The 20,704-nt window shown below is 68.6% G+C and carries 13 protein-coding genes; 7 read left to right on the top strand and 6 right to left on the bottom strand.

From position 1 onward, the window contains the following. Nucleotides 1–55 precede the first annotated feature (55 nt). Together PFX90_RS04680 and PFX90_RS04675 are read right to left on the bottom strand one after the other, a co-directional pair. Nucleotides 56–1,807 (bottom strand): methyl-accepting chemotaxis protein, encoded by a 1,752-nt coding sequence (locus PFX90_RS04680; protein ID WP_285711185.1) that lies wholly within the window; start codon nt 1,805–1,807, stop codon nt 56–58. Nucleotides 1,808–1,852: 45 nt separating this feature from the next. Continuing rightward, on the bottom strand, nt 1,853–4,363 hold the full coding sequence (locus tag PFX90_RS04675; protein ID WP_285711184.1) for a TonB-dependent receptor domain-containing protein: 2,511 nt from the start codon (nt 4,361–4,363) through the stop codon (nt 1,853–1,855). Between the two features lie 238 nt (nt 4,364–4,601). Here PFX90_RS04675 and PFX90_RS04670 point away from each other — a divergent pair, with 238 nt between their 5' ends. After that, complete coding sequence (locus PFX90_RS04670) at nt 4,602–5,717, top strand: DUF2332 family protein (RefSeq protein ID WP_285711183.1); 1,116 nt, start codon at nt 4,602–4,604, stop codon at nt 5,715–5,717. Nucleotides 5,718–5,860: 143 nt separating this feature from the next. Further along, nucleotides 5,861–8,356, top strand: a complete 2,496-nt coding sequence (locus PFX90_RS04665) for a TonB-dependent receptor domain-containing protein (RefSeq protein WP_285711182.1) — start codon at nt 5,861–5,863, stop codon at nt 8,354–8,356. 79 nt (nt 8,357–8,435) lie between these two features. Here the strand turns inward: PFX90_RS04665 and PFX90_RS04660 are convergent, their stop codons facing one another. Next, complete coding sequence (locus tag PFX90_RS04660; RefSeq protein WP_285711180.1) at nt 8,436–9,710, bottom strand: cyclic di-GMP phosphodiesterase; 1,275 nt, start codon at nt 9,708–9,710, stop codon at nt 8,436–8,438. A 120-nt stretch (nt 9,711–9,830) separates the two neighbouring features. Continuing rightward, nucleotides 9,831–11,729 (bottom strand): methyl-accepting chemotaxis protein, encoded by a 1,899-nt coding sequence (locus PFX90_RS04655; RefSeq protein WP_285711178.1) that lies wholly within the window; start codon nt 11,727–11,729, stop codon nt 9,831–9,833. Between the two features lie 183 nt (nt 11,730–11,912). Here PFX90_RS04655 and PFX90_RS04650 point away from each other — a divergent pair, with 183 nt between their 5' ends. The 3 genes from PFX90_RS04650 (at nt 11,913) to PFX90_RS04640 (ending at nt 14,608) form a co-directional block, all read left to right on the top strand. Beyond that, nucleotides 11,913–12,947: a chemotaxis protein CheB gene (locus PFX90_RS04650; protein ID WP_285711175.1), complete on the top strand. Its 1,035-nt coding sequence runs from the start codon at nt 11,913–11,915 to the stop codon at nt 12,945–12,947. 86 nt (nt 12,948–13,033) lie between these two features. Continuing rightward, entirely contained in the window at nt 13,034–13,855 is an 822-nt protein-coding gene (locus tag PFX90_RS04645; protein ID WP_285711172.1) for an SDR family NAD(P)-dependent oxidoreductase, read from the top strand. A 45-nt stretch (nt 13,856–13,900) separates the two neighbouring features. Next, nucleotides 13,901–14,608 (top strand): VIT1/CCC1 transporter family protein, encoded by a 708-nt coding sequence (locus tag PFX90_RS04640; protein WP_285711169.1) that lies wholly within the window; start codon nt 13,901–13,903, stop codon nt 14,606–14,608. On the opposite strand, the gene PFX90_RS04635 is transcribed toward PFX90_RS04640, so the two are convergent. Beyond that, nucleotides 14,598–16,808: a GH92 family glycosyl hydrolase gene (locus PFX90_RS04635; RefSeq protein WP_285711167.1), complete on the bottom strand. Its 2,211-nt coding sequence runs from the start codon at nt 16,806–16,808 to the stop codon at nt 14,598–14,600. The genes PFX90_RS04640 and PFX90_RS04635 overlap by 11 nt on opposite strands. Nucleotides 16,809–16,979: 171 nt before the next feature. Between PFX90_RS04635 and PFX90_RS04630 the strand changes: the two genes are divergently transcribed. Next, nucleotides 16,980–17,798, top strand: a complete 819-nt coding sequence (locus tag PFX90_RS04630) for a helix-turn-helix domain-containing protein (RefSeq protein WP_285711165.1) — start codon at nt 16,980–16,982, stop codon at nt 17,796–17,798. Here the strand turns inward: PFX90_RS04630 and PFX90_RS04625 are convergent. After that, entirely contained in the window at nt 17,780–19,318 is a 1,539-nt protein-coding gene (locus PFX90_RS04625; RefSeq protein ID WP_285711163.1) for an alpha-amylase family glycosyl hydrolase, read from the bottom strand. The genes PFX90_RS04630 and PFX90_RS04625 overlap by 19 nt on opposite strands. 173 nt (nt 19,319–19,491) lie before the next feature. Here PFX90_RS04625 and PFX90_RS04620 point away from each other — a divergent pair, with 173 nt between their 5' ends. Continuing rightward, on the top strand, nt 19,492–20,628 hold the full coding sequence (locus PFX90_RS04620; RefSeq protein ID WP_285711161.1) for a cytochrome P450: 1,137 nt from the start codon (nt 19,492–19,494) through the stop codon (nt 20,626–20,628). The last annotated feature ends 76 nt before the right edge of the window (nt 20,629–20,704 follow it).

The raw sequence follows: 20,704 nt of genomic DNA, 5'->3' as shown, positions 1-20,704 counted from the left end.
AAGGCTTATGCCGCAGGGCTGAAATGAGGCTTGCGCGGCGGCTCAGCGCAAATCCTTAGGCGGCCCACCGGCTGGTAGCAGGCTGCGCGAGCGTGCCTGGCGTGCCTGCGCCGATGCGGAAGCCGGCAAAGGTCCCGGCGAGTGCACGCGCCTCGTGGTTGAGGTTCTTGGTGGCCGCGTTGGTCTCCTCGACCATTGCCGCGTTCTGCTGGGTCATCTTGTCCATCGCGCCGATCGTCTCGGAGACATCGCGCAGCGCCACGCTCTGCTCGGTGACGGCGTCGGCGATGCGGGTCACCGCCTCGGTCACCTCGCCCACGCGGGCGATGATGGTCTCCAATGCCGAGCCGGTCTCGTGCACCAGCGACACGCCGGTCTGGACATGAACGCCGACCGCCTCGACCCGCTTCTTGATCTCGCTCGCGGCTTCGGTGGCGCGCATCGAGAGCGCGCGGACTTCGCTTGCGACCACCGAGAAGCCCTTGCCCGCCTCGCCCGCCCGCGCGGCCTCCACCCCGGCGTTCAATGCGAGGAGGTTGGTCTGGAAGGCGATGTTGTCGATCATCGCGGTGATCTCGGAGATTTCCTCGCTCGCGGATTCGATCTGGCCCATCGCCTCGATCGCGCGGCCGACCACCGCACCGCCGGTCTCGGCCTCCTGCCGCGCGTCGCGCATCGAGCCGCTGACGCCGACGGCAAGGCTGGCATTGGCCTCGATATTGGCGCTGAGGTTCAGCATGGTGCTCGACGAGTGCTGCAACCGCGCGGCCTGATCCTCGCTGCGGCTGGCCAGATCGGTCATCGCATGCTCGATTTCAGAGGAGGTGAGGTTGATCGCGCCGATGCTCTCGTTGACCGCGCCCATCGCGCCCGACAGCCGCTCCATCGCCTCGTTGAAATCATTGGCGAGCGACTGGAACGCGGGCGGCATGTCGTGGAGGCGCACGGTGAGGTCGGATTGCGCGACAGCCGACAGCTGCCGGCCGATCCGCGCGACGGCCTCCTCGCGCTCGGCGACGGCACGCTGGCGCTCGATTGCGGCGTCGCGGAACACCAGCATCGCCTGCGCCATCGCGCCCAGCTCGTCGCTGCGGTCGGTGCCGGGGACGTCGACATCGGTCGCGCCCTTGGACAGGTCGGTGACTGCGCGGGTGAGATCGGCGATCGGCCGGGCGATCGAGCCGGTCAGCTTGCGGGCCAGCACCAGCGCCAGCCCGATCAGGATCGCCGCCCCGAGCCCGAGCGCGATCCAGGCGAGCGTGATGACGCTCTCCTGCCGCGCGCTCTCTGACTTGATCGCATCATGCTGGGCATCGCGGATGTCGCGCAGCGGGTTGACCGCGTCGCTCACCAGCACCTTCTTGCCCGCCGCGCGGATCGCCTCCTGCGCGCCGTCACGGTTGCCGGCCTTGACCACGCCGACATACTTGTCGCCCCAGTCGCGCCGCCACTTGAGGGTCTCTTCGCGGCTGAGGCGGACCTTGGCCTGCAAGGCGGGATCGGCGGCGAGTTGCCCTTCGAGCTCGGCCGACATCCGGTCGTAATCGTCGCGGCCCTCGTAATAGGACTTGAGGTAGCTCTGGTCGGCGGTGACCAGAAACCCGCGCAGCTGGCTGTTCTGGCGCAGCAGCGCGGTCTCCAGCCCCAGCACATTGGCAAGGATCGCCTGGCTTTCGGTATTCCTGGCCGTCACCGAGGAGATCATCGCCAGGCTTACCCCGCAGGCGATCATCACGCTCGCTGCGACCACGTTGAGCAGCACGAAGGATGCGCCGAGGCGGCGGGGGATGTTCATCCGGTCAAGCATGGCGGGGGTTCCTCTCGTCCATCATTGTCCCTTCCCGGCCGATGCTCAGAACGCGTAGCGCAGCGAGGCGGTGACGGTGCGGCCGTTCATCACCTGTGCGTTGGTGAGCCCGGAGGCGGGGATGGTCGGCGCCTGGAGCGAGACCACCGCGAGCCGGTCGAAGACGTTGAAGGCGTTGACCGCGACGGTGAGCCCCTCGGCCGGGCGATATTGCACGAAGGGGCTGACGATCACGTAGCCGGGCTGGACCAGCTGGTTGGTGTCTTGCGCGAAGCTTTCGGTGGTGCCGTTGACGGCAGTGCCGAAGGTGACCTTGCCGAACTCGGCCGAGGGACGCAGGAAGAAGGCGAAATCGGGGATGTGGCGCGGGGTCAGCCCGTCGAAGGCGGGGGCGAGCACGTCCTTGTCGATCTTGGCCCTGGTGTAGGTCGCGCCGGCGACGAGGGTGAAGGGCCCGCGCTTGTACTCGCCCTCGAACTCGAGGCCCTTGGCGCTGTAGGTGCGCTCGATCTGCTGGACGAAGGCCTGCCCTGTCGCGTCGGCAGTGATCTGCGCGTTGCGCTCGTCGGTCGAGGCCCAGAAACCGGTCAGGAACAGGCTTAGCCCGGCCTTGCGGTACTTCACCCCCGCTTCGGCCTGCTTGACGACCGAGACCAGCAGATCGGGGTTGTTCGGGCGCCCGGCGAGGGGGTCGAGCGTCTCGGTGCCGATCGCGTTCTCCGCCGTCGCCCGCCCCCCGCGGCTGTAGCGCGCGAATGCCGAAAGTCTGTCGGCGAAGCGGTAGTTCACCCCGGCCGAATAGGAGAGGTAGTCGTAATCGTAATCGACCGGTGCGGGACGGGTCAGCGGCAGCACCGGCACACGGCTTTCGGCCAGCGAAACCTGCCCGTCGCCATTGACATCGAACGGGACGAAAGGCGCGCGGCCGTCGCCGAAGCCGGGCGAGAAGACCTGGCCCTGAACGTTGCCCTTGTCCCAGCGGATGCTCGCGCCGATCGCCAGCTTGCCGATCTGGTAATTGACCGAGCCATAGGGGGCCAGCACGTCGTAACCGACATCGTAGCGGTTGTGGTAGATGCTGAACGGCAGGCCGACGGCAAAGCCATATGCCAGCGTGCCGGAGTCGGTCACAGGTACGCCGCTGGCGGTGGTGATATTGACCGGCGCGTTCCTCCCTCCGCCTGCGAGATCCTGCAGGGTGCTGGTGAAGTTCCAGAACATCCGGATGTCCTGCCGCGAGTTGTAGACGCCCGCAGTGGTGGTCAGCTTGCCTTCGCCCACCTCCCACACGCGGGTCGCGCGCAGATCGTTGGTGACATTGTCGAGGCTTTCGAGATCGGCATAGATCCGCGCCGACAGCGCCAGCAACCGCGCATCGGTGATCGCCTGCCCGCTCTGCGGCCCGGCGGCATAGGACAGGCTCGCGCCCGGTCCGCCGAACTGCGCAAAGAAGGGCGCAGGCGCGGTCACGAAGGGCACGTTGTCGTTATAGGAGCCGCTGATGTCGGAGAAGCGGAAGCGGTTGGTCACCGTCCACCCGGCGATCTCGAACTGCGCTTCGAGCCCCACCGCCTTGACCTGCGCCGCCAGCCCGTCGCGCGCGTCGAGCACGGTGCGGTTGTTGTTGCGGTCGACTTCGGCATAGCTTGAGGTCAGGGGCGAGAAGTAGCCCTGATCGCGCGGGTCGTAGCCGGGCAGGAAACCGAGCTGCGGGTCGGCATTGGTGCCGCCCACCGTGATCGGGACCGAGCCGTAATTGGGCTGCTTGTCGTCGAGATATTTGCCGTAGAAGCGGATATAGCCGCCTTCGAATTCCTTGGTGATATTGGCCTTGATCTGGCCGCCCGAAAAGCCGGTGTAGCCGATCTCGCGCGGGCCTTCGCCGCTGCGATAGAAGCCGCCGACATGGAAGCGCCAGCCTTGCCCGAGCGGGCTGCCATAGGCAAAGTCGATGCGCTTCAGATCATGGCCGACGCCGCTTGATACCTGAACCGTGCCCCCGGCCGTCTCGCCGGTGCGCGAGATGAAGTTGATGAGCCCGCCCGGCGAGTTCGAGGCGAAGGTCGAGGCCGAACCGCCGCGGATTGCCTGCACCTGCGAGAGCGTCAGGTCGGCGCGCAGGAACTGGTCGATCCCGGCAAACTGGATGTCGCCGAATTCGAGCACCGGCAGGCCATCTTCCTGAAGCTGGAGGAACTTTGAGCCCTCCGCCGCCAGCGGCAACCCGCGGATGGTGATCGCCGAAAAACCGTCGATGTCGGAGGTTTCCGAACGGATGCCCGGGATGTTCTGCATGATCCCGGCAATCGAGCTCACCGAGAGCTGCTGCAGGTCGGTATCGTCGAGGGTGCTCGCCGAGATCGCGGTGTCGAGCAGGTCGCGGCCCTTGGCAACGCCCGTGGTGAAGGCCTTGGGCGCAGGTGCGGGGGCGGGGGTGCCGCCCGACTGAGCGGAAGCCGCGGTGTCGGCGTCTTCGCGGGCGCTTCCTCGCGCATGGGCCGGCATGGCGGCGGTGGTGGCGAGCAGGGTGGCAGTCAATGCAGTCGAAAGGCGCATGCCTCGGGAACTCCGGATCGTGGGCGGAAATGCTTGGCTGCCGGATAGGACCGCGCGTTTTAACCATGCCATCGGGAGCGGCTCGGTATTGTCACGGGGGGTCGGGGAGGGGGTGCGGCAATGCCGGGCAAATCCCTGTTCCTGCGGCTTTTCCCTAGGCGGGGGCGAAGGAAAGTTGTTGCAGCGGGCCTATGGAGGGCCTCCCCTTTGGTGATCCCCGGCGGCGTACTTGTCCTTGATGTTTCCCAACTCTGGCCCCGCTTTCCGGCGCGAACCCGGCGCTGCCGCAGAACCTGCGCGCGCGGTGCGCCAGCTGCGGATCGAGGCGGCCAAGGCCCACGGCTTCGGCAAGCCGCGCGCGGCCGCGCTGATGGCGGCGCTCGCGCGGGTTCTGCCGCAGACCGGCGGGCCGGTGTTCGGGAGGATCGAGGACTGGCCGGGCGATCTGGCCTCGGACGGGGTGATCTTCCGCCTCAATGCCGGGCTCCATGCGCTCGCCTTGGCCGGGCGCGAGGCGGGGGTGCTCGGCGCGCTCTACCGCGGCGGGGCGATGCCCTCTTCCTTCGCGCTCGAGGCGGCGCTGGCCCATGCGCTCGATGTTCATGCCGAGGAGCTGCTCGGCTGGCTCGCGCATCCCACCCAGACCAACGAGGTCGCGCGGGTCGCGGGGCTGGTCGCAGCGCTGCTCGAACTGTCGCGCGCGGGGCCGCTGCCCTGCGAGGTGCTCGAACTGGGCGCGAGCGCGGGGCTCAATCTCAACTTTCCCCGCTATGCCTTGCGGCTCGGCGCGGTGCGGGCCTGCGCGGACACGAGCACGGTGCGGATAGAACCCGAGTGGCGCGGCGCCAGCCTGCCTGCGGGCACGCTCGCGGTCACGGCGGCGCGCGGCGTCGATCTCCACCCGCTCGATCCGGGGCAGGCGACCGACCGGGAGCGCCTCGCCGCCTATCTCTGGCCGGGCGAGAGCGCCCGCGCCGCGCGGCTGGCGGCGGCCTTGCGGATGGCGCAGGACGTGCCCCCACGGGTCGACACGGGGCTTGCAAGCGCCTGGCTGCTCCAGCGCTTCGCCGAGCCCCAGCCCGAGGGCGTGCGCCGCGTGGTGTTCCATTCGATGATGCTGCAATATGCGAGCGCTGACGAGCGTGCCGCGATCGACCATGCCTTCGCGCTCGCCGGAGCCCGCGCCGAGCCCGCTCGCCCGCTCGCCCGCGTCAGCGTCGAATGGCGCGCCGATCGCGCCGCGGTCGAACTCAGGATCGCGCAATGGGACGGCGGCGCCAACCGCGGCGAGAGCCGTCTGGCGGCCTTGTGCCATCCCTATTGCGAATGGATCGACTGGCGCGGCCTCGCCTGAGCCGGGCACCTGCGGTCATTCCCTAGCGACAGTCCCTAGGCCCCGCTTTCACCCCCGCCAAGACGAGCGGACATATCGCGCAAGGCGTCACTCGATGAAGCCGGGCTGGTTGTCATTCCGGCACAGACGGGGGGAGCCATGCCATGAAAACCAGAACCAGACTGCTGCTGTTCGCCGCCACCACCGCGTTCGCGGCGCCTGCCTATGCGGGCGAAAGCAACGCGGCCGAAGACAGCGCCGAGGCCGAGGCCGCAGAACAACCCGCAGCGCCCGCCAAGCCCGCCGCCGAAATCTTCTCGACCGGCATGGCCAAGGGCCGCGACCGGCTCGACAGCGCGACCTCGACCAGCAGCCTCAAGGGCGACGACATCCAGCGCTTCGGCCCGCGCGCATTGGGCGACGTGCTGCGCACGATGGCGGGCCTGCGCGTCGCCACGGGCATCGGCGAGGGCAACAACAACTACACCGTGCGCGGGCTTCCGCTTGCCGCGGGCGGCTCCAAATACATGCAGTTCCAGGAAGACGGGCTGCCGGTGCTCGAATTCGGCGACCTCTTCAATGTCGCGACCGACGTCTATCTGAGGAACGATTTCACCGTGAACGCGATCGAGACGATCCGCGGTGGATCGGCCTCGACCTTCGCGTCCAATTCGCCCGGCGGCATCGTCAACGTCATCTCGCGCACCGGCGAGCAGGAAGGCGGGCGCGCGCAGTTCTCGAGCGGGCTCGACTATGACGAGAAGCGCATCGATTTCGACTACGGCGGCAAGCTCGGCGAAAACACCCGCTTCTACGTCGGCGGCTTCTACCGCCAGGGCGAGGGCCCGCGCGATATCGGCTTCACCGGCTGGCGCGGCGGGCAGATCAAAGCCAACGTCACCCGCACCTTCGAGGGCGGCTATGTGCGCGCCTATTTCAAGCTGCTCGATGACCGCTCGCCGACCTTCGCGCCCTATGCGGTCAACATCACCGGCACCAACGAGAACCCCGAGATCCGCAGCTTCCCCGGCTTCGACCTGAGGCGGGATTCGACCCTCTCGGGCTTCCTCGGTCCGGTCATCACCTTGGATCGCAACAACCAGCCGGTCGCCCTCCCGATCAGCACCGGGCAGAGCGCCAAGTCCAAATCCATCGGCTTCGAGGCGCAGTTCGACATCGCCGGTTGGACCATCACCGAAAAGATGCGCTACGCGGTCAATGGCGGCGATTTCAGCCGGATGTTCCCCAACCGCCAGAACACCGTGAGCGCCTTCGCCAATTCCATCGGCGGGCCGGGCTCGAGCGCCGCCTATGCCAGCGGGCCGCTCGCGGGCCAGACGATCCCGGGCGGCAGCCTGATCAATGGCAACGGGTTGCTCTCGCTCTATTTCGTGAGCTTCGTGCGCGCGCGCTCGCTCGACAATTTCACCAACGACCTGCGCGCCAGCAAGGTGTGGGAAGTGGGCGGCGGGAAGCTGACCACGACTGCGGGGCTCTATTACGTGACGCAGGAGCTCGATACGACCTGGCTCCACACCGCGATGATCGTCGATGCCGCCGGCGGCGGGAACACCGCGCAGGTCGATATCTTCAACGCCGCAGGCCAGCCGCAGACCCTCAACGGCTACTTCGCCTTCGGGCGCGAGAGCAGCCTGTTCCGGCGCATCTTCGACGTCGATTACCGCGTTCTGGCGCCCTATGGCTCGGTCAATTTCCACATCGGCAAGCTCGCCGTGGGCGGCTCGCTGCGCTATGACAGCGGGCGCGTGCGCGGGCAGCTGTTCGGCGCGGACCTCGGCGGCGGGCGGGTGGGCCTCACCAGCTTCGATTTCAACCGCGACGGGATCATCAACCCGGCCGAGGCGCGCACCGCCTTCCTGCCCCTGGATCGCCCCGCGCCGGTCAATTATGACTACGGCTACCTCAACTATTCGGTCGGGGTGAATTACCGCGTCGCCGAGCCCTTCTCGGTCTTCGCGCGCTACAGCAAGGGCGCGCGCGCGGCGGCGGACAAGGTGTTGTTCACGCCCACGGTCGACCCTCTCACCGGCAATGTCCCATCGGGCGACCGGCAGGACGACGTGATCCAGTACGAAGGCGGCTTCAAGTTCCGCCGCAACGGCATCACCGTCAACGCCACCGCCTTCCATGTCGAGGCCGAGGACCAGAACGTCCTCAACGGCGCGGCCAATGCCACCAACCGCACCTACAAGGCCGATGGCGTCGAACTGGAGGGCAACTTCCAGCGCGGGATCTTCAACCTGACACTCGCGGCCACCTATACCCGCGCCAAGATCACCGAGGACCGCTTGAACCCCGCGCTCACTGGCAAGGAACCGCGCCACCAGCCCGATTGGGTGCTGGTCGCGGTGCCGACGGTCGATTTCGGCAAGCTTGCCGCAGGGGCGAATGTGGTCACGATCACCAGCTCCTACGCGCAGGACAGCAACCAGCTGCGCATGCCCGGCTTCACCACCGTGGGCGCCTTTGCCGAGTATCAGGCAGCCAAGAACCTGCAATTCACGCTGAGCGCGCAGAACCTGTTCAACACGCTCGGGATCTTCGAGGTCAACCAGGCGAGCGTTCCGGCCAACGGCATCGGCTTTGCCCGCGCGGCGAACGGACGGACGGTGCAGGCCTCGCTGCGGCTCGCCTTCTGAGACTGCAACCCTGCGCAAAACCAAAGGGGCCGGCGAGCGATCGCCGGCCCCTTTTTTGCTGGGCACCCTGAAGCGAGCCTCAGGCCTGGTTGCGATAGGCGCTGAGGAACACCAGCTCGCGCAGCTGCGGATCGGCCGGCAGATCGAGCCCGGCAAGGTCCGCGATCCCGAGGATGCGCTCGTTGTCGTTCCCCTCGGCGAGCGCGATGCGGTGCGGCAGGATGCGCTCGCCCGTGTCGAGCGAATAGAACACCTGCACCACCGGGCGCAGCGGGTCCTTGCGGTCCTCGTCGATCACCATCGCGATCCTGCGGCTGGCCAGCATCACGAAGGAGCCGACCGGATACATCCCGACCGTCTCGACGAAGATGCGCAGGATCTCGGGATCATAGGCGCCGGTATCGGCGCGCATCGTCTCGATCGCGGCGGCCGGGTCGAGCGCCTTGCCGCGGTCGAAGCCCGAGAGGTGGAAGTCGAAGTTGTCGCAGATCGCCGCCATGCGGGCGATCAGCGGGATGGCGTCGCCCTTGGTCCCCTGCGGATAGCCGCGCCCGTCGATGCGCTCGTGGTGATAGAGGCACGCATCCAGCACCAGCTGCGGCAGGTCGCCATCGTTCTGGAGTGCGCGGTGGCCGAGGATCACGTGCTGGTTCCAGATGCGCTCGGAGAGGTTGCGATAATCGCCGCCCGGCGGATCGCCCGCATAGGGCAGGTGGTTGACCCCGATGTCGAGCAGCAGCCCGGCGAGCCCGCAATTGTGGATGTCCTGCGCGGGCAGCTTCATCCGGTCGGCGAGCGCCACCATCAGCGCGCTGACGGACAGGGCGTGGCGGAAGCTCAGCTCGTTCTTGAGCTTGCAGCGCATCAGTCCGCTGAAGGCCTGGGGGTTGCGCCGGACCGAGGCGAGGATGTCGCTCACCACGGGCTCGACCTTGCGCACGTCCAATGCCTTGCCGAGCCGGGCGGCGATGAAGGCCTTGTGAAGCTTGTCGCGCGCCTGCTCGGCGATGGCAGCGGCGCTGTCGAGCTCCTGCGTCATCGTCACGGGACCCGTGGAGGAGACCTGCACCGCGGTGCGTTGCTTGATGTTGCGGATGCGCGCCGCGGCGGGCGAGGCAGCGGCGGCGGGGGCCGGGCGGGCCTCGCAGGGCCGCGGCGCGGGCTTGCCGACATCGCGGCCCTTGGCGGTGTCGATCACTACGCTGCGCAGTTTGCTCGACTTGATCGTGGCGAGCTTCTCGGCGTCCTCGATCAGGAACTTGGCCTTCCAGAAGGGATGGTCGAACCACCCGCCCTCGAACTTGTGGACGAACATGCCCAGTTCGAGATCGGAAACTGCGATCTGCTTCAACATGAGGTCTGCCCTGTTCTCGGATCCCGATGAAAGTCTAGGCGGGACGCCCTTTGCGATTGTCTGGCGGGGACCTCGGGGTTTTCCCCTAAGCGGCGGCTAAAAGCCCGCGTTGGCGGAACGTCAGAACTCGCTCCAGTCGTCCTCGGCGAGCGTGGGCGCGGCGGACGGCGCAGGCTCGACCTTGCGGGCGAGGTTGCCGGTCACGGGCGGGGGCGGGGGAGCCTTGCGCGGGGCAGAGGCAGGCTTGCGGGCGGCGGGGAGTGCCATCGGCGGCGGCGGAGCATAGGCGGGGGCGGCGGCGTAAGCGGCCTGCCCTGCGCTGCTCACCCGGAACTGCGCGACCAGCTCGCCGAGGCGCTGGGCTTCGCTCGAGAGGCTGCGGGTCGCGGCGGTCGACTGCTCGACCATCGCCGCGTTCTGCTGGGTCATCCGGTCGATCGTGCCGACCGCGCTGTTCACCTGCTCGAGATTGGTCGCCTGGGCGGCGGTGGTCTCGGCGATCTCCTCGACCTGGCGGGTCACCGCGCCGACCTGCCCGACGATCTCGGCGAGCAGCGTGCCGGTCTCACCGACGAGGCTCACCCCGTCGCCGACGTGGGCGGTCGACTTGTCGATCAGCGCCTTGATGTCGCGTGCCGCCTCGGCCGAGCGCTGGGCGAGCGCGCGGACCTCGTTGGCGACGACCGCGAAGCCCTTGCCGGCCTCGCCCGCGCGTGCGGCCTCGACCCCCGCATTCAGGGCCAGAAGATTGGTCTGGAACGCGATCCCGTCGATCACGTCGATGATCTGGGTGATCTCGCGCGCGGACTGCTCGATCGCGCCCATCGCCGCGACCGCCTTGCCGACCACGGCGCCGCCTTCGGTGGCGCGCTGGTGGGTCTGGGCGATGGCGCTCTTGGCGGCGCTGGCATTCTCGGCCGACTGGCGGGTGAGGGCGACGGTCTGGCCGACGGATGCAGCGGTCTCCTCGAGGCTGGCAGCCTGCTGCTCGTTCCGCAGCGCGAGGTCTTCGGAGGCGGCGCGGATCTCGTCCGAGCCGGTCGTGACCCCGCCCACCGTGGCGCGCACCTGCCCGATCATCGTCTCGAGCCGCCCGACCGAGGCGTTGAATGCTTCCTGCAGCCGCTCATGCTCGCCCGGAGGCATCGCGGTGATGCGGTGCGTGAGGTCGCCTGCCGCGAGCCTGTCCAGCGCGCCCGAGAGCGTGTCGACCACCTCGGCCTGCTCGGCCGAGCGGGCCTTGTCGGATTTCATCGCCGCGCGGAAGGTTTCGATGGCGCGGGTCATCGTGCCGATCTCGTCGTTCCGGTGGTTGGTGGTGATCCCGGCATCGACATTGCCCGCCGCCATGTCGCGCATGGTCTCGATGGTGATGTAGATCGGCCAGAGCACCTTGCGGCGGAAGGCCAGATAGGCGACCACAAAGATCCCCATAACCAGCAGCACGGAAATGCAAGCGCCGGAGATGATCAGGATCTGGACGAAGGAATTTTCTTCCATCGACGCCGCGGTCTCCTTTTCGCTGCGGGCGACCAGATCGTTGATGCCTGCGCGGTGGGCGCGGTAGATTTTCAGCAGGCGGCGGTGCGAGGCGGCGATGGCCGGCTGGTCCCAGCGCCGGGCGGCGGGCTTCAGCGACTGGTTGACCTCGTCCCAGAAGGCCTTGCCGGTCGTCTGCGCGTTTGCCGCCAGACCGGCCTTCAGATCATCCGACATCGCGCTCTGCGCCCAGCGTTGCTGGGAATCCCAGTAGGTCTTCTCGAGATCGGCGAGCCGCTTTTCGTTGATCGCATAGGCATCACGGTGGATCGCCATGATGCTCGCATTGGCGAAACTTTCGACCAGAAAGGCTGGCGGCGGCAGGATGTCCGCGCGGAAATCCGACAGCAACTGCTCGCCATTGTCGAGCGGGCCGCCGTTGCGGATGTGATTGATGCCGATCCCGGCCAGCAGCAGGATCGCCGTCAGCATGGAGCACAGCGTCATGCCGGCGATCCGCGAATACTTCTCGATCGTCATTGCAGTTCACCCTGTCAGAGCCCGGCGGCAGGTTTGCGCGGCCGTGTAACAAGGTCTCAACTAAGCGCTTGGTTGATAAGGCTGCCCTGCTGCGGCGCTATGCGCTTCCCCCTAAGGCGCCCGCGCGAATTTGTTCGGTGCTGGCGGCCTATTGCGAGGCGTCAATCAAGAGGCTGAGCGAACATGGCCAATGTACGGGTACTGGTAGTCGACGATTCCGCCGCGATGCGCGCGCTGTTCTGCGACATTCTCGACAATGCCAAGGGGGTGACCGTGTGCGGTACCGCCAAGAATGCCGATGACGCCCGCGAGCAGCTCGACAAGCTGAAGCCCGATGTGCTGACATTGGATGTCGAGATGCCGGGCAAGAGCGGCATGGAATTCCTCGAGGAGGTGATGGAAACCCGGCCGATGCCGGTGATCATGCTCTCCTCGATCACCCAGGCCGGCACCGGCACCGCGCGCCGCGCGCTCGAGCTGGGCGCGGTGCACTGCTTCCCCAAGCCGCTGCACACCTCGCGCGAGGAGTTCGACGCGACCGTGCGCCAGCTGGGCGACATCGTGCTCAAGGCCGCATCGGGCGAGCTGAAGCCCGGTGGCGAGGATGCCGAGGGCGGCGAGGGTGGCGGGGCGAAATATCGCTCCGATGGCCGCATCGTCGCGCTCGCCTGCGGGTCGGCGGGGATCGAGAGCGCGCGCCAGGTGCTCGCCGCCTATGACGCCAATTGCCCGCCGACCATCGTGCTGTTCGATGCCGATCCGGCCGCGGTCGAGAACGCGGTGCGCGCGATGCGCCATTCGCTGCCGTGCCAGTTGGGCGATGCGGTGGACGGCGTCAGCCTCGAGCCGGGCAAAGTGTGGCTCGCGCATGATCCCACGCGCCACGTGGTGGTCGAGGCGGGCGAACCGCCGCGCCTCCGGCTGGTCGAGCGCGATCCGGTGAACGGCTGCCGCCCGTCGGCCGACCTCTTGTTCGGAAGCCTTGCGAGGAGCGGCCTGCCCGCGCTCGGCGGACTGCTGACGGGCAGCGGCAACGACGGCGTGCGCGGCATTGCGATCCTCGCCGAGACCAAGGGCAAGATCTTCGTCCAGCGCCCCGCCGACTACGCCCCGCGCGAACGCTATGACGCGGTGCGCGCGCAGGGGCTGGAGCTTGCCGACCTCAGGCAGGAAGCGATCCCCGAGTGGATTCTGGAACAGACCAACGCCGCCGGGTGAGCCGCCGCCAACCTATCACTTCAGCCGCTTGGGAAATCGCCAAGGCCGGATAGTTTCTCTCCCGGATCGTAGGAGAGGGACGGATCATGGCAGGGACACTGGCAGGCAAGGCCGCACTGGTGACGGGCGCGGCGCGCGGGCAGGGGCGGGCGATCGCGCTGGCGCTGGCCGAGGCCGGCGCGGACGTGGCCATCTGCGACGTCGGCGCGGCGGCGATGGAGACGGTCGGTTATGCGCTCGGCGGCGCGCTGGGCGAGGTCGCGCAAGCGATCGAGGCCCACGGCGTGCGCGCGCTCGCCATGGCCTGCGACGTGCGCGACATGGCTGAGGTCGAGGCGTTTGTGGCGGCGGCGCTGGAGGCCTTCGGGCGGATCGACATCATCGTCAACAATGCCGGCATCCTCACCGGCGGTCGCCCCGCGCACGAACTCGACGAGGCGATGTGGACCACGATGATCGACGTCAATCTCACCGGAGCTTGGCGCGTCGTGCGCGCGGCGGTGCCGCACATGATCGCGAAAGGGGAAGGCGGGCGGATCGTCAACATCGCCTCGGTCGCGGGGCATGTCGGGACGCCCGGCTATGCCCATTACTGCGCCTCCAAGCACGGCATGATGGGCCTGACCCGCGCGATGGCGGGGGAGCTCGCCGAGCACAGGATCACCGTCAACGCCCTGTGCCCGGGGCTGGTCGACACCCCGATGGTGGCCGCCGCGACCGACGATCTCGCCGCCGCGCGCGGGCTCGGGGTGGAGGAGGCTTACGAGCTCCAGCTCACTCCGCACCTCATCAAGGAAAAGATCACCTCCGAACAGTCCGCCGCCGCGGTGATGTATCTGGTGAGCGAGGCGGCGCGGGTGGTGACGGGATCGGCGCTGATGATCGACGCGGGCTGGTCTGCGACATAGGTTGCGCTTGCCTTGGCGGTAGCGAAGGCGGACAAGGCACGTATCATGGCCACCCCATCCAGCGCTCACCCCGACGATCCGCACTATGTCCACCGCACCGGCTGGCTGCGCGCCGCGGTGCTGGGGGCCAATGACGGGATCATCTCGGTCGCCTCGCTGATCATCGGCGTCGCCGCGGCAACGCCCGAGGCGGGGCCCGTGCTGGTGGCAGGGGTGGCCGCCTTGATAGCGGGCGCGATGTCGATGGCGGCGGGCGAGTATATCTCGGTCTCTTCGCAGGCCGATTCCGAAAACGCCGACATCGCCCGCGAGAAGGAGGCGCTCGCTGCCACGCCCGCCGACGAGGAAGCCGAACTCGCCGCGATCTACCGCGCGCGGGGCCTGAGCGAGGGAACTGCGGCGCTGGTGGCGCGGGAGCTGAGCGCGGCAGATCCGCTCGCGGCGCATGTGCGCGACGAGCTGGGCTTGTCCGAGCATCTCGCCGCGCGGCCGCTTCAGGCGGCGCTGGCCTCGGGCGTGACCTTCAGCGCGGCGGCGGCCGTGCCGTTGATCGCGGCATGGCTGGCGCCTGCGGGCGCGATCATGATGACGGTCGTGGCCGTGTCGGTGCTGGCGCTCGCGGTGCTCGGCGCGCTGGGAGCGAAGGCCGGGGCCGCGCCGCTTATCCCCGCCACCCTGCGCGTGGTCGGCTGGGGCGTCTTCGCGATGGCGAGCACCGCCGCCGTCGGCCGCCTGTTCGGCGTCAGCGTCTAGCGCATCCCGACAGCACCAGTGTCCCTCCCTTGACCAGCGCCGCATGGGGCAGGGCGGTGACGGGATAGGCCTTGCCTTCCAGCGAGACGCCGACGGGGCCCTCCTTGCAGCCCGCCTGTTCGATCATCAGTTCGGCGCGCCCCGGCACCCGCAGCACCGCGCGCGGGGTCAGCGGCAGGCCTGCGACATAGTTCGCGCTGACAGGATCGATCGGGTAGAAGCCGAGTGTCGCAAACACATACCACGCGCTCATCTGGCCTGCGTCCTCATTGCCGACGAGGCCATCGGGGGTGTCGCGGTAAAAGCTCTCCGCGATCCGCCGCACCAGCGCTGCCGTGCGCTCGGGCCGGTCGGTGTAGGCATAGAGCCACGCCACATGATGGCTCGGCTCGTTGCCGTGGGCGTATTGCCCGATCATCGCCTCCTGCCCGAGATATTCGGCACCCTTGGTGACGGGCAGCTCGAAGAAGAACCGGTCGAGCATCGCGCCCGCCGCCTTCTTCCCGCCCAGCGCCTTCACCAGCCCCTCGGGGTCATGCAGCGCGGGCGTCCAGGTATATTGCCAGGCGTTCGCCTCGGTATAGTCGCCCGGATTGTTGAGCGGTGATGTGGGCGTGAGCGGATCGAAGGGGGTGCGCCACCCGCCCGCCGCATCGCGCCCGCGGGCAAGGCGCGTTTCGGGGTCGATCAGCTTGCGCCAGCTTTCCGCCCGCTTGCCGAAGCGCTTCGCCTCGGCCTTCTCGCCCAGCATCGCCGCCATCCGCGCGGTCGCCGCATCGCCGATCCCCGCCTCGAGGCTGCGCGATACCGCCTCGCCGCCGGTGACGTCGGTGGGGTAATAGCCATAGCGGTCGTAGAGCGACCATTGCGAGATCGAGTGGTCGCCTTCGTAGACGGGCACCGCGTCGCGGGTCGAGGTCGCGACCATTGCCGCGAGCGCACGGCTGCCGTCGAAACCGCGAAAGCCCTTGGCCCAGGCCTCGGCAATCACCGGCAAAGCGGGCTCGCCGATCATCGTGCCGGTCTCGCCGCCCCAGATCGGCCACTTGGGCAGGCGCCCGGCGGCCTGCTGGTGATCGAGCAGCGAGGCGACAAAATCGTCGACCCTTTCGGGCGCGAGCAATGTGTAAAGCGGATGGGCGGCGCGGAAGGTGTCCCACAGCGAGAAGGTGGAATACCTTAGGTGCCCGGCGGGCGCGGTGCGGATGCGGCCGTCGGGGCCACGGAACCGCCCGTCGACGTCGCTCACCACCGAGGGGTGGAGGAAAACGTGATAGAGCGCGGTGGTGAAGCTGCGCTGCTGGCTTGCGGGGCCTTCGATGGTCGCGCGGGCGAGCAGCGCGTCCCACTCGGCTTGCGCGGCGGCGGCGAGTGCGTCGAAGTCCCAGCCGAACACCTCCTCGCGGTTGCCGCGCGCGCCTTGCGCGTCGGTGGTCGCCATGCCGGCTTTGACCAGCAGGGTGCGCTCGCCCTCGGGCAGATCGAAGGCGAGCATGTAGCGCGGCGCGGCGTCACCCGCGCGCGGGGGCAGGACCTCCACCGCGGCGATCGGCCGGTTGAAGCGCACGCTCCAGGCGATGGTGCGCGTGGTCCAGTTGCGGCGTACCGCCTCGCCCTCGAAGCTGTCGGGGCCGAAGCGGTTGGCGATGGACTGCACCGGCTGCTCGTCGGTGCGGAAGGTGAGGCCATGCTGGAGATCGACCAGCACCCACACCCGCCCGCTCTGGGAGAAGGTGTAGCGGTGCATCGCGCTGCGCAGCGAGGCGGTCAGTTCGACCTTCACGCCATTGTCGGGCAGGGTGACCGCGTAGTAGCCCGCGCGCGCCATCTCGCCTGCCTTGCCGCTCGCCATCGCGGGGCGGCGGGTGGCGGACGGCATCAGCAGCACATCGCCCAGCTCCGGAATCCCCGTCCCGCTCGCCCGCGTGTGCGAGAAGCCGATGATCTGCGGGGCGCGGTACTGGTAGCCCGAGGTGTATTCCCATCCGGTGTCGGCATTGTCGGGGCCGGGCTGGATCATGCCGAAGGGGCGCGCGGGGCCGGGGAAGGTGTGCCCGGTGCCGTCGGTGCCGATGAAGGGGTCGACGTAGGAAGAAGGCGATGCGGGCGGGGGCGCGGTGGGTTCGGGCTGCGCTCCGGCGGGCGCGACGGCAGCCATCAGGCCTGCAAGCCCTGCGACCAGACGCTTCCATCCCCTCATGCGAACATCCTCCCCATCCGGCGCTTACGCATAGCAGGTTTGGCGGTTTGGCAAGTCCCCAGCGGATTGCACGCGAGCGACGAATTGCTGTCCGATCCTTGTCCTGATCGGCGGCGCACCGCGCTTGACACCGTTGACGCATACCGCACAAATCTGTTCTATCCTTGCGCTATGGACACGGGCACCCTGTGCGAGCCGATTGCGCTCGATCCGGCCTCTTCGGTCAGGGTCGAGCGTGTGCTGCGCCCCGCCGGCTCGAGCGCGCCCGAGCCCTTCCCGCATTTCCACGAGCCGGCCGAGCTGATCTGGTTCGCCCGCGCCGAGGGTAGCGTGGCAACCGAATGGGGCACGCTGCCCATCGCGGACGGCACGCTGCTGTTCCTCCCCGCGATGACCACCCACGATTTCCGCCTCGCCGCCGGGGCGACCGAGTGGGTGCTGGTGCATTGCGACGCTGCCTTGGGCTACGAGAGCCTCGCCACTGCGCAGGCGATCCGGCCGGACGCGGCGGTCGCGGCGCGGCTGGCGGCGGGGTTCGACTGGCTGGCGGCGCTCGCCGAGGCACCGGGCCGCGCCGCCGACGTGCTGGCGCTCACCCGCCTGTTGCTCAAGGAGCTGCCGGGCACCGCGCCGCAGGCCGAGACGACCGCCGCCGGGCGCAGCCTCCACCGCTTGCGCCCGGCGCTCGATCTGGTCGCGGGGGCCGATTTCCGGCTGGTGACGATCGAGGAGGCGGCGGCGCGCTGCCACCTTTCGCCCTCCTACTTCTCGCGTGCCTTCGCCCGCGCCTTCGGAGTGGGCTTTGCCGAATATGCCCGCGCCTACCGCCTGCGCGCTGCCGCCCGCAGCCTCACGACCGAAGGCGCGCGGGTCTCGGACATCGCCTGGCGCAGCGGGTTCCAGACGCCCTCGCACTTCACCGCCGCCTTCCGGAAGCGCTTCGGCGTGTCGCCGAGCGATTTCCGGCGGCGTTACCTCGCCGGGCGGTAGAGCGCGGTCTGCCACGGCCTGAGCGCCTTGCGCTCGCCCGAGAGAAGATCGGGGCCATCGCCTGCCAGCGCGGGCACTTCGGCCGGCGCGCCGGTGAGGTTGGCGACGATCACCAGCCGCTCGCCTTCGAAGGTGCGCTCGACTGCGAGCATCCCGGCCGACGCCTCCAGCACCCGCTGCGTGCCGCGCGCGAGCGCCGGATGCGCGGCGCGCAGGGAGGCAAGCTTGCGGTAGTGGTTGAGCAGCGAGGCCGGGTTCGCCTCCTGCTCCGCGACCGAGACGCCGTCATGATCGCGGGCGTAGCGCTGGTCCCAGTAACGCTCGCCCGGGCGCTTGTACCACAGCGCCTGCCCGGGCGCGGCGTCGGTTGCGGACCACTTGAACGCCTCGCGCATCGGAATGTCGCGCTCGTCGGTGGTGTAGCCCGCGTCATAGGCGCCGCGCATGCCGAGCTCCTGCCCGTAATAGACGATCGGGGTGCCCCTGAGCAGGAACATCAGCGCCGCTGCGGTGCGCAGCCGCTCCGGGCTGATGCCGGGGTCGGAGGCGATGCGGCTGACATCGTGGTTCTCGGCGAAGATCATCTGGGTCTTGCCCGCCGGGGTAACCTCGCCCGTGCGCGTGATCGCTTGCGCCAGAGCGGCGGCATCGAACTTGCGGATCGCGTCGTGGATCGGAAAGGCGAAAACCGCGCTGACATCGGCGCGGGCGAGGTAGTCCTCGCCATATCTCCAGTCCCACTGTTCGGCGAGGAAGGCGAGATCAGGGTTCTTCGCGCGCAGTTTGGCGAGGGCGGGGTTCCAGAAATCCTCGAACAGGCTCGTCAGCAACCCCTTGCTGTCGAGATCGTCCATCATGTGGTCGAGCCGGAAGCCGTCCACCCCGTCGTCGAACTGGCCGTCACCATTGGGGTCGATCCAGCCTGCGAGGTACCGGTCGAAATAAGCGCGCACGTCCGGGTGCTTCATCGCGACGGTGGTGACGCCGTGAGTGTCGCGGTTGAAATGGCGGATTTCCCTGAGGCCGAAGGGGCCTTCCTCGGCGATGCCCGCCGCACGGTCGTCCCACAGCATCCAGTCGTTGTAGGGCGAGGTGCGGTCGGCCATCGCCGCCGTCCACCACGGGTGGCCCTCGGCCAGATACTGGAACTCCATGTCGAGGAAGACCTTGATGCCCTTCGCATGGGCGTCGGCGATCAGGCGCTGCAAGTCGGCGCGGGTGCCGTAGCGCGGGTCGATCCCTTCGAAATCGGTCGCGAAATAATTGTGGTAGGTGCGCCCCTGATAGAGCGGGGTCATCAGGATCGCGGTGACGCCGAGCTTTTCGAGATAGGGCAGCGATTGCCGCACGCCCTCCAGATCGCCGTGGCCATCGCCGTTGCTGTCACGGAAGCTGCGCTGGAAGATGTGGTAGACGACCTCGCCCTCGAGCACGTCGCGCGCCGGGGCAGGCGCGGCGGCGGCGGGCTGGGCGGCGAACAGCGCGAGTGCGCTGGCGAAGGCAGCAAGGGCGCGTTTCATCGGTGATCCTCTCTTTTGTGGCGGCAGGATAATCTGTCCGATCCCTGTCGTCTGTCGGCCATGCTTGCACTGTCGCGGTCAAAAACTGTTCAATCCATGCGCTCCGGCCGATTGTGCGAGACAGGCGGTCACGGCTTTGATGTGAGGCCCACGTTATGGCCGAAACTTCCGACATGACCCGCGACCCCTTCGGCACCGCGCGCCGAGACGACGGCGTGCTGGTGGTGGACTTCGCTGGCGAACCGATCCCGATGATCCTCGGCCACCGCGCCGTCAGGGCGGCGGCGCGCGACTGGCAGACCTTCAGCTCCGACGCGCCGGGCCGCGTGCCGATCCCCGAGGAGACGGGGGTGCGCTCGGTCCGCCAGCTCCCGATCGAGACCGATCCCCCCGCGCACAAGGCGTGGCGCGACCTGTTGAAGCCCACCTTCATGCGCCCCGTCCAGCCCGACTATATCGCCGCCATTGACGCGCTGGTCGCGCGCGCGATCGATGCTGCCATAGCCCAAGACGAGGTCGAGGTCGTCCGAGGCTTTGCCCTGCCGCTGCAATCGCGCGCGCTTACCCTGCTGCTCGGCCTGCCCGAGGCCGAGGCGGAGGAGTGGATCGGCTGGGGCATCCATGTGTTCCACGATGGGGAGGACAGCACGGCCAAGGGCTCGGTGCTCGACCGCCACATCCGCGCCCGGATCGCGGCGGCACGGGCCGAGCCGCGCGAGGATTTCTTCGGCGCGATGACCCGCATGGCGATCGATGGCCGCCCGCTCACCGACGACGAAATGGCCGGGATCGCCAACCTCGTCTTCGCCGGCGGGCGCGACACGGTGATCACCGCGGTCTCGGCGATCATCGCCTATTTCGCGCAGGCCCGCGCCGCGCTCGAAGCGCTTTGCGCCGATCCCCGGCGCATCCCCTTTGCGGTCGAGGAATTCGTGCGCGTCACTTCGCCGCTCACCCATATCGGGCGGGTGTGCCCCGCGGGTGCCGAGGTCGGCGGGCAGCGGATCGTCCCGGGCGCGCGCGCTTCGCTATGCTGGGCTTCGGCCAATTTCGACGAGACCGTGTTCGATGCGCCTGAGGAAGTGCGCTTGGACCGAGCGCCCAATCCGCACCTCGGCTTCGGCAGCGGGCACCACAACTGCCTCGGTGCGGCCCATGCGCGCACCCTTCTGCGCAGCCTCATCCGCCAGCTCGGCGAGCGCACCCGCGCCATCACGGTGCTCGCCGCCGAGCCGGGCGAGGAGCGCTATGGCGACCTAGTCCGCACCGTCGGATACCGCCGTCTGACCGTGGTCATGACAGCGAGCTGAGGCCATCAGTTATGTCGTGCACGGCTTCCCTGTGCGACGAGCGTCTTCAGCCGCGCGCTTGCGCATATCGACGGGC

This window comes from Erythrobacter oryzae (assembly GCF_030271515.1).
Taxonomy (GTDB): Bacteria; Pseudomonadota; Alphaproteobacteria; order Sphingomonadales; family Sphingomonadaceae; genus Erythrobacter; species Erythrobacter oryzae.
The sequence above is the reverse complement of the archived record's forward strand: the minus strand, read 5'-3'. Positions and strand labels throughout refer to the sequence as shown.

Coding starts and splice junctions, on each gene's coding strand:
- PFX90_RS04660 (WP_285711180.1), bottom strand. CDS start 9,710: ATGTTGAAGCAGATCGCAGTTTCCGATCTCGAACTGGGCATGTTCGTC.
- PFX90_RS04680 (WP_285711185.1), bottom strand. CDS start 1,807: ATGCTTGACCGGATGAACATCCCCCGCCGCCTCGGCGCATCCTTCGTG.
- PFX90_RS04665 (WP_285711182.1), top strand. CDS start 5,861: ATGAAAACCAGAACCAGACTGCTGCTGTTCGCCGCCACCACCGCGTTC.
- PFX90_RS04630 (WP_285711165.1), top strand. CDS start 16,980: ATGGACACGGGCACCCTGTGCGAGCCGATTGCGCTCGATCCGGCCTCT.
- PFX90_RS04640 (WP_285711169.1), top strand. CDS start 13,901: ATGGCCACCCCATCCAGCGCTCACCCCGACGATCCGCACTATGTCCAC.
- PFX90_RS04625 (WP_285711163.1), bottom strand. CDS start 19,318: ATGAAACGCGCCCTTGCTGCCTTCGCCAGCGCACTCGCGCTGTTCGCC.
- PFX90_RS04645 (WP_285711172.1), top strand. CDS start 13,034: ATGGCAGGGACACTGGCAGGCAAGGCCGCACTGGTGACGGGCGCGGCG.
- PFX90_RS04675 (WP_285711184.1), bottom strand. CDS start 4,363: ATGCGCCTTTCGACTGCATTGACTGCCACCCTGCTCGCCACCACCGCC.
- PFX90_RS04650 (WP_285711175.1), top strand. CDS start 11,913: ATGGCCAATGTACGGGTACTGGTAGTCGACGATTCCGCCGCGATGCGC.
- PFX90_RS04655 (WP_285711178.1), bottom strand. CDS start 11,729: ATGACGATCGAGAAGTATTCGCGGATCGCCGGCATGACGCTGTGCTCC.
- PFX90_RS04670 (WP_285711183.1), top strand. CDS start 4,602: ATGTTTCCCAACTCTGGCCCCGCTTTCCGGCGCGAACCCGGCGCTGCC.
- PFX90_RS04635 (WP_285711167.1), bottom strand. CDS start 16,808: ATGAGGGGATGGAAGCGTCTGGTCGCAGGGCTTGCAGGCCTGATGGCT.
- PFX90_RS04620 (WP_285711161.1), top strand. CDS start 19,492: ATGACCCGCGACCCCTTCGGCACCGCGCGCCGAGACGACGGCGTGCTG.